The 12409-nt window shown below is 66.8% G+C and carries 7 protein-coding genes and 1 tRNA gene; 1 reads left to right on the top strand and 7 read right to left on the bottom strand.

Annotated features, from left to right (window positions below):
• Positions 1–84: 84 nt before the first annotated feature.
• From atzF to ACWEO2_RS11110, 6 genes are all read right to left on the bottom strand, one after another.
• On the bottom strand, positions 85–1818 hold the full coding sequence (gene atzF, locus ACWEO2_RS11135; RefSeq protein ID WP_452405159.1) for an allophanate hydrolase: 1734 nt from the start codon (positions 1816–1818) through the stop codon (positions 85–87).
• Complete coding sequence (gene uca, locus ACWEO2_RS11130; protein WP_452405158.1) at positions 1815–5498, bottom strand: urea carboxylase; 3684 nt, start codon at positions 5496–5498, stop codon at positions 1815–1817. Before uca ends, atzF begins: the two co-directional genes overlap by 4 nt.
• A gap of 10 nt (positions 5499–5508) precedes the next feature.
• Positions 5509–6216 (bottom strand): GntR family transcriptional regulator, encoded by a 708-nt coding sequence (locus tag ACWEO2_RS11125; RefSeq protein ID WP_452405157.1) that lies wholly within the window; start codon positions 6214–6216, stop codon positions 5509–5511.
• A 541-nt stretch (positions 6217–6757) separates the two neighbouring features.
• Positions 6758–6831, bottom strand: a tRNA-Pro gene (locus ACWEO2_RS11120).
• A gap of 56 nt (positions 6832–6887) precedes the next feature.
• Positions 6888–8186: a hypothetical protein gene (locus tag ACWEO2_RS11115; RefSeq protein WP_452405156.1), complete on the bottom strand. Its 1299-nt coding sequence runs from the start codon at positions 8184–8186 to the stop codon at positions 6888–6890.
• Positions 8187–8235: 49 nt separating this feature from the next.
• Entirely contained in the window at positions 8236–9198 is a 963-nt protein-coding gene (locus ACWEO2_RS11110; protein ID WP_355183678.1) for a metallophosphoesterase, read from the bottom strand.
• Positions 9199–9397: 199 nt separating this feature from the next.
• Here ACWEO2_RS11110 and ACWEO2_RS11105 point away from each other — a divergent pair, with 199 nt between their 5' ends.
• Positions 9398–9862, top strand: coding sequence for a GatB/YqeY domain-containing protein (locus ACWEO2_RS11105; RefSeq protein ID WP_354960401.1), 465 nt, complete (start codon positions 9398–9400; stop codon positions 9860–9862).
• A gap of 75 nt (positions 9863–9937) precedes the next feature.
• On the opposite strand, the gene ACWEO2_RS11100 is transcribed toward ACWEO2_RS11105, so the two are convergent.
• Positions 9938–12310, bottom strand: coding sequence for a penicillin-binding protein (locus ACWEO2_RS11100; protein ID WP_452405155.1), 2373 nt, complete (start codon positions 12308–12310; stop codon positions 9938–9940).
• Positions 12311–12409: the final 99 nt, after the last annotated feature.

Genomic DNA, 12409 nt, shown 5'->3' with positions numbered 1-12409 from the left:
TTTGTCTTGCACATATGTCTAACAGATGAGTTGCACGTCTGTCTAGTACAAATGTGTAAGACATTCGTTTAGTGAGGTCGCGGGCTAGTTCTGGCTTTGCAGATAGGCCTTCCAGCCGCCGAAGGAGGTTATGTCAGTGGCGGTGCGGGCGGCGTCGTAGGTACAGGCGAAGCCGATGACCGCACGGCCGTCGGAGATATCGATGCTGGTCAGTGCCATTGGCGCGGGTAGCGCGGCAAGGAAGCTGCCCAGGCCTGCCGCCGATACCCGGAACAGTTCACCGAGAATCGGCGCGCCGAGTCCGGGACCGTGGCGCACCAGTCCCGGTTTCGGGGGTGTGGTGTCCAGTGCGGTCAGGCGGTAGGCATCGGTGGTCCGGACCTCCCCGCAGAAGCGTGCGCCGATCTCCTCCAGTTGCCAGTGCAGTGGCTGACCGCGCAGATGTGCGCCGAAAACGGCGAGCTCCACACCGCTGTCGATCAGTGTTGGCGCGTCGTCGTCGCCGAGGATGCGGGCGGCGATATCGATGGCGATCTGATCGGCGAAGGCGGGCGTCACAACCATCACCCCGAACGGAGCTCCGGTCGCGGTGGGCAGACCGGGGACGGCCACCGCCGCCATATCGAGCAGATTGCAGAAGTTCGTGTAGGTGCCCATCCGGCGATTGATCTCAACCGGATCCGCCTGAACCGCAGCGATACTCGGATGCTCGGTGGTCGTCGGCAGCAGCAGGCCGGCGAATCCCCGCAACGTCAGTGCGGCCGCGGCCTTGGCTCTGGCCAGCGCGTCCAGATCGGCCGCGAATCCGGGACCGGTCGTGGCCCGTGCGGCCTTGATGATCGCGGTCACGGTCGGGTCGGCGCTCGCCGGTGCGGTGTCGAGGAAGGTGCCGACGGCCGCATAGCGTTCCGCGACGATCGCGCCGTCGTACAGCAGCCGCGCGGCATCGAGCATCCCGGAAATATCCACCTCTTCGGTTGCCATACCGGCGCTGGTCACCGCGGATAAGGTGCGGGCGAAGGCATCTCGGTACGGCTCGCTGAGCGCGGCGAGGTCCGCGGCGCGGGGGATCGCAAGCCGAGGTGCCTGCGGTGCGGCGAGCGGCACGTCGGCGGGCCAAGCTCGGCTGCGCGGATCCCGCGGTTCCGGTCCGGCCATCACCGCGGCGGCCGCGACCGCGCGGTCCAGATCGGTGGCGAAGACCGTCACGGCGTCGTAGTCCGCACACGCCGGGACGACACCGTGTGCCGGAATGATGCCCAAGGTGGCCTTGATGCCCACGATTGCGTGCAGTGCCGCTGGAACGCGTCCGGAACCCGCTGTGTCGGTACCAATTCCGATATCGGCGATACCCAATGCCACCGCGACCGCCGACCCAGAACTGGATCCGCCGGAGATCAACTCCGGATTCTCGGCATGGCGGACCGCGCCGTACGGGCTGCGCGTCCCGACCAGTCCGGTCGCGAACTGATCCAGATTGGTTTTGCCGAGCACCACGGCACCCGCGGCGATCAACCGCTCGACCGCCGCCGCGGTGACCTCTGCGGTGTAGGCGAATTCCGGACAGGCCGCGGTGGTCGGCAATCCCGCGACATCGATATTGTCCTTGACCGCGACCAAAACCCCTGCCAGCGGCAAGGATTCGCCGTCAGCGAGCCGTCGCTCGACGGCCGCGGCATCGGCGGCGACATCCGCCTCCGCGCGCAGCGTGATCCACACCTCCGGCCGATCGACCTCGGCGATGCGCCGATACGCGGCGGCGACCCGCCCGGTCGGCGTGCCGTGGATTTCGGTATTACCTAGGACGCCCGAGGTCATTCGACGGCTCCGATCACTGCTAGTGGGGTTCCCGGTGCTACCTTGGCGCCGGGGGTGGCCAGCACCTTCAATACCGTGCCGGTGCCCGGGCTGTGCACCGGCAGTTCCAATTTCATCGCTTCCAGGATGGCCACCGGGTCACCCGCGCCGAGCCGCTGGCCCACCTCGATCTCGACCCGCCAGACATTGCCGATCATCGGCGCGGTGACCACGGTCGCATCCGGTGGCAATCCGGCCAGCGGGTCGGTGGCGGGTTCCGGCGCGCTCGCGACGGTCGCGCTGCGCTCGAACTCTCCCGCGGCGCGCCAGGCCTGCTTCTCGGCCTCGAACGCGATGGCCTGTTTGGTCTCGAATTCCGTTATGGCCGGGGCATTTTCGGTGAGCATCCGCAGATGGTCGGCGAGCGCGAAGGTACCCTCGCTGACCTCGGCGTCGAAACGTCCCGCCGTCGCGGCCGCACGCTGCTCGAGCAATTGCTCGGCGGTCACCGGCTCCCAGACGATCCGGTCGAAGAACCGGAACAGCCACGGGGTGCCGGGTTCGAACGGCGCGTATTGCCGGTAGCTGGACCAGATCGGCACTGTCCGGCCGATCAGCTGATAGCCGCCCGGTGACGCCATGCCGTACACGCAGAGATACTTGCCGCCGATGCCGACGGCATCCGATGGCGTCCAGGTGCGCGCCGGATTGTATTTGGTGGTGACCAGCCGATGTCGCGGATCCAGCGGAACCGCCAGTGGCGCACCGAGATAGACATCCCCGAGGCCGAGCACCAGATATTCGGCGTCGAAGACCGCGGCACGGACATCCTCGACGCTGTCGAGTCCATTAACGCGGCGGATGAATTCGGTATTCGAGGGCAGCCACGGCGCGGTATCGCGGACACCGCTGCGGTAGCGGTCGATGGCCTCGGCGATGGACGGATCGTCGAACGACAGCGGCAACCGGATGGTGCGGCTCGGCACCACGAGATCGTGGGTGGCGGGCAATTCGAGCTCGAGCTCGGTCAATGTGCCGAGCAGCCGGTACTGCGGCAGCACATCGGGATCGAAGTGGATGTGCAGTGCACGCACACCCGGTGTCACATCGATGATGCCGGGCAGTCCGGTGTCGGCCAGCTTCTGTGCGAGTGCGTGCACCCGCATGCGCAGCCCGAGATCCAGCACCATCTCGCCGTATTCGACCAGGATATTGTCATCGCCGCCGCGCAGATAGGCGACCCGAGGGCGATCCGCGCCCGCCGCCACCGTGCCGAGGATGCCGCGATCGTCCAGACCGGCGGGTGCGCCGGAACCGGTGCGCAGACGCCGGGCCGCGGTGAGCTCCCCGGTGGTGTCGGGGATATCGGCACGGGCGCGGGCGGCATTCGAACGGCGCAGCGCGGTGGCGCGATCGTCGTCGACGGGTACGAAGTGCACGGTGTCACCGGGGCGCAGCTGGCCGAGTTTCCAGCGGTGCGCCGAAACCACGGTCAGCGGGCAGGCGAAGCCGCCGAGGCTCGGCCCGTCCGGTCCGAGCAGGATCGGGGTATCGCCGGAGACGTTCAATGTCCCGACGCTGTAGGGATTGTCGTGCAGATTCGACGGATGCAGTCCAGCATCGCCGCCATCGGTGCGCGACCAGGTCGGCTTCGGCCCTTCCAGGCGAATGCCGGTGCGATTCGCGTGGCTGCCGACTTTCCAAGGGTGCGAATAAAACTGGTCCATATCCGCGTCGGTGAAGTATGCGGGTGCGGTCTGCGGGCCGATTCCGACGGCCAATCGCCAGATATGGGTGAATTCGGGTCGCTCGTCGACCGGCACCGCGCGCGGTGCATCGAGTTCGGTCCGATTCGCGACAACACCCAGCACATCGCCCGCCGCAACGGCTTTGCCGGTGCTGCCGCCGAAACCGCCGAGGGTGAAGGTGGCGGCACTACCGTTATACAGCGGCGCATCGATGCCGCCGCGCACCGCGAGGTAGGTGCGCAATCCGGCGTCGGCGGGTGCCCCGATATCGAGCACTGATCCGGCCGGGACGGTCACCGGTTCCCACATGGCAACCGGCTGTCCATCCACCGTGACCGGCGTCTGCGCGCCCGTCACGCACACCACGGTGGTATCGGCGAAGCGCAGCTGCGGACCCTGCAGCGTGCATTCCAGTGCCGGTACGCCCGAGGGGTTTCCGACGGCGGCATTGGCCAGGGTGAACGAGAGATCGTCCATTGGACCGGATGGCGGAATGCCGACCTGCCACAGGCCGATTCGACCCGGATGGTCCTGAATCGTGGTCATCGTGCCGCCATGCAGCACATCGATGCGCTGCCCGGCGAGCCGGATATCGGCCAGCGTGGTCGTGACATGCTCGGCGCCGAGCACGACGGCATCGGCGCCGGCGGCACGCAATTGGGTGAGATTGGTTTGGACGCCATAGATCCGCGTCGCGGCCAGCGCATCGCGCAACTCCGCGAAGGCGGCGTCGCGGCTCGACCCCGATGCGATCACCTTGGCGAGCAGTGGATCGTAGAACGGGCTGACCTCGGTCCCCGTGGCGATCCAGGTATCGACCCGAATACCGGGCGCGGATCGAGCGGTCTGATCCGGGAAGGCCGCCGAGGTGATCAATCCGGCACTTGGCCGGTAATCGTGCCCCGGATCCTCGGCGTAGACCCGCGCCTCGACCGCCCAGCCGGTGATCGCCGGTCCGCTCTCGGGCTGTTCGTCCACCATCGCGGAGTCCCCGCCCGCGAGCCGCAGCATCCACTCGACCAGATCGACCCCGGTCACCGCCTCGGTCACCGGATGCTCGACCTGCAGCCGGGTATTCATCTCCAGGAATGAGGCCGCACCGCGGTCGACGTCATAAACGAATTCGACCGTGCCCGCCGACCGATACCCGACCGACCTGGCCAACTCACGCGAGGCCGCGAGCAACTGCTCAGACAGCCCCGGCGGGAGCCCGGGCGCCGGCGCCTCCTCCAGCACCTTCTGATTGCGCCGCTGCAGTGAACAATCCCGGGTGCCGAGACTGACCACGCGGCCGCGACCGTCACCGAAAAGCTGTACCTCGATATGCCTGGCCCGCGCCACGAACCGCTCCAGGAAGACGCCGGTCGAGGAGAAGTTCGTCGCGGCCAGCCGCTGCACCCGCCGATACGCCGCGCGCAATTCATCGGCATTACCGCAGGCCTGCATGCCGATACCGCCGCCGCCACCGACCGCCTTGAGCATCACCGGATAGCCGATGCGCTCGGCCTCGGCCACCGCATGTTCGGCCGATTCGAGCAGCCCGCTGCCCGGAATCAGCGGCACGCCAACGGATCTGGCCGTCTCGCGGGCGGTGTGCTTATCGCCGAATATGCGCAGCTGTTCCGGCGTCGGTCCGACGAACGCAATACCCGCTTCAGTGACGGCCGTAGCGAAATCCGCATTCTCCGAAAGGAACCCATATCCGGGATGTATCGCGCCCGCACCGGTCGACAATGCCGCATCGATCACCCGGTCCGCTCGCAAATACGATTCGGCGGCCGGGCTCGGCCCCAGATATATCGCGACATCGGCGATTTCGACATGTGCCGCACCAGCGTCGGCATCCGAGTAGACCGCAACGGTCTTCAGGCCCAATGCGCGGGCCGTGCGCATGATCCGACAGGCTATCTCGCCACGATTGGCGACCAGGACGGTATCGAACTCCAGTGCCACCGGAATCTCCCTATTCAGTTGCCAGGGACATCGCGGCAATGGCCCGCGTGACCCGATCGAGGACCACATCGAGCGATTCGCCGATATGGGTGTGCAGTAGCCGGTAGGCCAGCGGAAGATCCTGTGCCAGTACGGCATCCAGAATTCCCAGATGTTCGGAGATGGTGGTCTCGATGCGGTTGTTGACCATGAAGTCGTACATCCGCACATGCCGGATCCGGGAATTCACCGCCTGCAACGAGCGGACCAGCTCGGCATTGCCCGCCGCCGTCAGCAGGGTGACGTGGAATTCCTCGTCCCGGACCACGAAACCGGGCTCCTGCTGGGGCGGATCCGCCCGCAGGACCCGCCAGGCCTCCCGCTCGGCCGCGAGCAGCGCGTGATCGTGCAGCACCGCCGGATTGTCGATGGCCCGCTGAATTCCACTGAGCTCCAAGGTGATTCGTAACTCGTAGAGATCGCGAATCAACGGAATGCTCGGTCGCACCGGGGTGAAGCCGTACTCCTCGCGCTGCAACAGCCCATCCGAGCACAGCACCGTCAGCGCCTCGCGGATCGGCGTCCTGGATATCCCGAACCGAGCCGACAGCTTGGGTTCGGTCAGGCGCTCGCCGAACCTGATATCCCCGTTCATCAGCTCGCCGCGCAGCGTCGTATAAACCACGTCCCGCAACGGTCGTCCCGCCGCATCCGCCTGTGTGGCCACCCGTGTCGACATGCGTGTATACGCTATGGACCTCGCGTTTCGTCGAGATGTCCGCAAGTTAGCAAGCGGTAAGAGTGTGCTCACCGCCCATACGGGACATCAAGGGACATATCGGAACAGCCGTGCTGTCATTCGGTCCCGTCCTCGGCGCGCCTCCTTCCGGAACTTCTCACCAGCGGTGCACAGTGAGGTGGAGCAGACAGCAACACCTTGGCAACGCCGCCGCGCCACTGCAGGACACATTGCCGCAGCAGGCTGATGAGCGGCCCGGCGCGCGGTAGCGGAGCCAGCGGAGATGACCCGCCGACAGCCCTCCCGCGCCGTCCGTCGGTGGCGATCCGCCCTCGGCGCCGGGTGCACCTACGAGCAGTGTCGGGAGGTAGCGATGGAAGCGTTCGTGATCGTCGGATTGCTGGCCCTGATATCCGGGCTACTAGCGGTCATCGCCTGCGCGGTGTGGTGGCCGACCCCGTACCGTCGGGCCAACCAGCGCAAACAGCTCCGCCCCCGGCCTGTGAGGGCCGGGGGCGGAGCCGTTCGTCTCAACCACGAGTCGGGGTGACAGGATTTGAACCTGCGACCTCTTCGTCCCGAACGAAGCGCGCTACCAAGCTGCGCCACACCCCGTGAATCGAACCTGCAGTAGCTTACAACAGCTCAGGTCCAGACGTTAAACCGGCAGGTCAATCACCCTCATGGGGTCGAATGCTGGTGAAGATGCGCTGCGCGGTCGCCGCATCGACGGCATTGGGTACGCCGGTATCGGCGGTGATCACCATCACGAAGCTGCCGTTATCGGTGGGGGTGGCGAAGGTGTAGACGGCGTACTCCGTCGCGCAGCCGGGATTGGTCTTGGTGGCGGTGCCCCTGGTCTCCACGAACATGCCGTGCTGGGAGCCGTCGAGGGAGGTGAGCGGCTGTGCGGGGCTCGGCGTGCCGCCCGGTGAGTTCGTGTACGCGATCTTGGCGGTCCTGGTGCCGAGTTCGGTTGCCGCGGTTGCCGAATCGGTGTCCTGGGAACCGGTCAGGAAGGCCACGGTGCGGGTGGAGCCGGGGCAGTAGCTCTTCCCCTCGGTCGCCAGGCCCTTACCGGTGACGGCATTGGGCGGCTCGCCGAAACCGCCGACCTTGCCGTCGGGTGCCACGGTCCAGTCGGCGGGCACGTCATAGGCGGCGCCGAGGTCCGATGCCACCACCACCTGATAGCCGGGTACGACCGGGGTTTCGTGATTGGCCGGAGCGCTGGGCTGGCTGGTGCTGGAGTGTGCCGGAGTATGCGACGCCGTTGGCGTGAGCGCGCTCACCATCGATGGCGCCGGATTCTGCGCGGAGGTGTTATCCGGGCCGCTATTGGCGAACACGATCGCCGTCGCTCCGCCCGCGACCACCAGCGCCGCCACCGCGGCGGCGACCCAGGCGATACCGCGCCGGTCCCGGCTGCGATTCGGGCGCAATGCGTCCGGTGTGATGCGGTCGCCGAAGAGCGCGTTCAGGCCGACGTCTTGTCCATGGGCCGCGCGGGTTGGCCCCTGTGGCCCGAATGCTGTTGCACCGGCCTGGAATTGCGCCGTTGAGCCGTACTGGCCTCGGCCGGTCTGCGATGCCGAGGTGGATTTGTGCGGTGCCGTGGCGGTCGCTGTGGGTTCCCACTCTGTCGTGGGTTTGAATTGTCCCTGCGCGCTTATCGTTCGGGTCGATCCGGTGTGGCCGGGTTGCCACTGCAAGGAACCCGCCGCATCATTGGTGCCGTGGGGCCAGTTCGGCGCACCGTCGCCCGGCGGCGATACCGGCGGATCGAGGTGTACCGGCGCACCGAATGTGTTGTGCGCCTGCGCCGGCCGGGTGTCAGCGGCGGGGGTGGAATGCTCGGACTGTCCCAGCGCAGGACCGAATTGTCCGGCGCCGTAATGCTGTTGCTGATACGGCGTCCCGGGCCGACCCGAATCCGTCGATTCGCCGCGCCGGTCGTCGAAATCACTCACACTGGTTCCCCTGCCTGACGTCAGTCTCGGCAAGGGACCTTAGTCGAACTCAGCGTGCGATGGCTTCCGAGGGTGAAACGCCCTGGCCGCTATCGGCATTGGGACGCGTCGGCGGCGCGGCGACCAGAGTCAGCAGTGTGGCCTCGGGACGGCAGCAGAAGCGGTACGGCGCCCACGGGGAGGTGCCCAGACCCGCGGAGACATGCAACTGAGTGTGCGCACCCCACTTGGAGGAGCCCTTCACCCGCGAACGGTCGATACCGCAGTTGGTGACCAGCGCACCGTATCCGGGCAGGCACAGCTGACCGCCGTGGGTGTGCCCGGCCATGACCAGGTCGTAGCCGTCCGCGGCGAAGCGGTCCAGCACCCGGGGTTCGGGCGAGTGGGTCAGGCCGATGCTCAGCACGGCGAGCGGGTTGGGTGCGCCCGCGATGGTGTCGTACCGGTCGCGCTGCAGATGTGGATCGTCGACGCCTGCGCTCGCGATCCGAAAGCCGGAGACCTCGACATCGCGGCGGACGTGGGTCAGATCCAGCCAGCCGCGCTCGGTGAAGGCCGCGCGCAGGTCCTTCCAGGGCAGCGGTGCGCCGTAGACCCGCCGGTGGTCCTTCTTGAAGTACTTCGCCGGATTCTTCGGCACCGGCGCGAAGTAGTCATTGCTGCCGAAAACGAAAAGGCCCGGTCGGGAAAGCAAGCCGCCGAGGGCCTGAACTACCGCGGGCACCGACTTCTGATGCGACAGGTTGTCACCGGTATTGACGACCAGATCCGGCTCCAGCCGGTCCAGCTCCCGCAGCCACTGCTGCTTGAGCTTCTGACCTGGCATCATGTGCAGATCACTGATGTGCAGCACCCGTAGCGATGACGAGCCCGGCTGTAGTACCGGCATCGTGGCCTCACGCAGGACGAAGGCGTTTCGTTCGATCAGCGAGGCGTAGCCGATACCGGCCACCGCAGCCCCGGCGGCTCCCAAGGCGGTTCGTCGGATGGCGGCGGTCGAGATTACGGGCATTTGCCCAGCATAGGTGACCCCGGTGCGGAACGCCGAGTGTGTTTCCGCACAAGCGGGCAGGTTCTTTCGAGCGACCTGCAAGCAATCGCTAGCGGTGTGGTGCGGTCAATTCGGACCCGCGGCCCCCGGGAGCATTGCCAATACGACAGGACGCCAAATGTAGTGGGCCGGGAACAGGGAAGCGGCTACCGTGTGGCACATGTCGGAACTCAAATCGCAGCTGCGCGCGGATATGACCGCCGCGATGAAAGCCAAGGACACGCTGCGCCTCGCCACCCTCAGGATGCTGCTTGCCGCCATCCAGACCGCCGAGGTGGCGGGCGCACAGGCGCGGGAACTCTCCGACGCCGAGGTCATTGCCGTGCTGCAGAAAGAGGCGAAGAAACGCAGCGAATCGGCCGAGGTCTACACCCAGGCCGGGCGTGGCGAACTGGCCGCCAATGAGCATGCCGAGGCGCGCATCATCGATGAATATCTGCCGAGCCAGCTGACCGACGCGGAGGTCGCCGATGTGGCCGACACCGCGATCGCCCAGGTCGCCCAGGAACTCGGCGAGCGGCCGGGCATGCGACAGATGGGCCAGGTCATGAAGGCCGCCACCGCGATCGCCGCGGGCAAGGCCGACGGCGCGCGGCTCTCGGCCGCCGTGAAGGCGCGCCTGTAACACCTGTCCCGAGACGGATAAACGAAACCGCCGACCCGGATCAATCCGGGTCGGCGGTTTCATCTTGTCGAGGCGCTATCGAGGGGCCGGGAATCCAGGGATACTCGGGAAGCCGGGGATGCCGGGCAGGCCCGGAATCGGAACTCCCGGTGGCGCGGCGGGGCCGGGCGCGGGCGCCGGGACCCGTTGCGTCCCATCACTGATATAGATCGTGATCACCGACCCGGGAATCGCCGATCCATTCGGCGCGGTCCCCATCACCGTCCCCTTCGGCGGCGCACCGGGACCGTTCACCGGCGAGACCTGGAAGCCAGCCGCCACCAGGGCTGCAGTCGCCTGGCCCTGCGACATATTGGTGACATCGGGAACCTGGGCCTGATTCGACCCGCGCACATATTTATCGTCCAGCGGCGGCAGTGCGGGCGGCGGGAAGTTCCCGAGCACCGGCTTGACCGCGTTGAACCAGGTGCGCGCGGGTTCGTTACCACCGAAGAGATTGCCGTCGCCGCAGCCGCGCAGCGGGAACGAGCAGATCTCGCCCGGCGTCGGGCTGTCGCCGTAGATGTAGGCCGCGGCCGCCAGCGAGTTGGTGAAGCCGACGAAGGCCGAGGAGCGGTGGCTCTCGGTGGTTCCCGTCTTGGCCGACAGCGGCGCATTCCAGCCGGTGGCCCGCGCGGCACCGGCGGCGGTACCGCTGATGTCGTCCTGGCTCATCGCGTTGGCCAGGGTGTTCGCCAGTCCGGCGTCGACGACCTGTTCGCAGGCCTGCTGGGTGAGCGGCACCGTCCGGCCGGAGCGGTCGATCACCTCCTTGATCGGCGACGGCGGGCACCACCGACCGCCGGAAGCCAAGGTGGCGGCCACATTCGAGAGTTCGAGCGGGTTGATCGCGACCGGGCCGAGGGTGAACGAGCCCAGGTTCTGGTCCTTGATCATGTCCGCGAGGCTCTGGTTGCCGTGCCCCGAGGTGCCCGCCTCGGTGTAGGAGCGCATGCCGAGGCGCACCGCCATATCGACGGTCGGGGTGACGCCGACGGCCTGGATCAGCTTGACGAACGCGGTATTCGGCGAGGTGGCCAGCGCCTCGGTCACCGACATGGGCGACTTGTAATTGCCCGCGTTCTGCACGCAGTAGGTGGCCGGCGGGCAGCCGCGCGCACCACCGTTACCCATGCCCTTCGCCTCGAACCGGCCCGGCACATCGAGCTGGGCATTGATACCCATGCCCTTCTCCATGGCGGCGGCCGTGGTGAAGAGCTTGAAAATCGAGCCCGCGCCGTCACCGACCATTGAATACGGCTGCGGCTGCACCGTTTCGTTGGCATTCCGGTTCAGGCCGTAGGTGCGGCTGCTGGCCATGGCGAGTAGCGGATGCGAATCCTGTCCCGGCCCGACCACCGACATGACCTGGGCGACATCGTCGAGGTTCGGGTTCGCGGCCTCGGTGACCGAGCGCTTCACCGAATCCTGCAGGGCCGGATCGAGAGTGGTCTTGATCGTATAGCCGCCGGTATTGATCTGTTCGCGGCTGATGCCGGCATCGGCCAGGTACTGCATTGCGTAATCGCAGAAGAAGCCGCGGTCGTTGGCGGCGATGCAGCCGCGCGGCAGCCCCTTCGGCTCGGGCAGCACGCCGAGCGGTTCGGTCTTGGCCTTGCGGAACTCCTCGGCGCGGCTGGGGATGTTCTGGATCAGGGTGTCCAGCACGGTATTGCGCCGCTGCAGCACGCCCTCGGGATTGGTGTAGGGGTTCAGCTTCGAGCTGGACTGCACCATGCCGGCCAGCATCGCCGACTGGGGCACATTCAGGTTCACCGCGTCGACGCCGAAGTAGGTCTGCGCCGCGTCCTGGATGCCGTAGGAGGCATTTCCGAACGGGACGAGGTTCAGGTAGCGGGTCAGGATCTCGTCTTTGGTCAGCTCCCGGTCCAGGGTGAGCGCCATCCGGATCTCGCGCAGCTTGCGCGCCGGGGTGGTCTCGATGGCGGCCCGGCGCTCGGCATCGGTCTTCGCGACGACGAGCAGCTGGAAGTTCTTCACATACTGCTGATCGAGGGTCGACGCACCCTGCTGCACCTCACCGCTGCTCGTATTGGTGAGGAACGCGCGTAGCGTGCCCTGCCAGTCCACGCCTTCGTGTTGGGCGAAGCGCCGGTCCTCGATGGAGACGATCGCCAACTTCATGTCGTTGGAGATCATGTTGCTTGGGACCTCGAAACGGCGCTGCTCGTACAGCCAGGCGATGGGCGTTCCATTGATATCGACCATGGTCGAGACGGCGGGGACGGTGCCCTCCACCAGTTCTGAGGACACATTGTCGACGGCGTCGGCGGCACGGTTGGAGACGAACCCGAAACCGCCTGCGAGAGGGAACAACAACCCGGCGACGAGCACGGCGGCCAGCGCGCAGCTGCCGCACAGCCTCGCGAGCGTATGTGTGATCGGCACGATGCCAAGACTACGGGGTGCCGATCCAGCGCTCTCGGGTGTGTTTGTCAGTCCCTCGGATCTGGCGGTTCGCCTGCCTGAATCGGCGTGTCGTGGGAT

This window comes from Nocardia sp. NPDC004278 (assembly GCF_053602975.1).
Note: the sequence above shows the minus strand (reverse complement) of the source record. Positions and strands in the feature narration are given on the sequence as shown.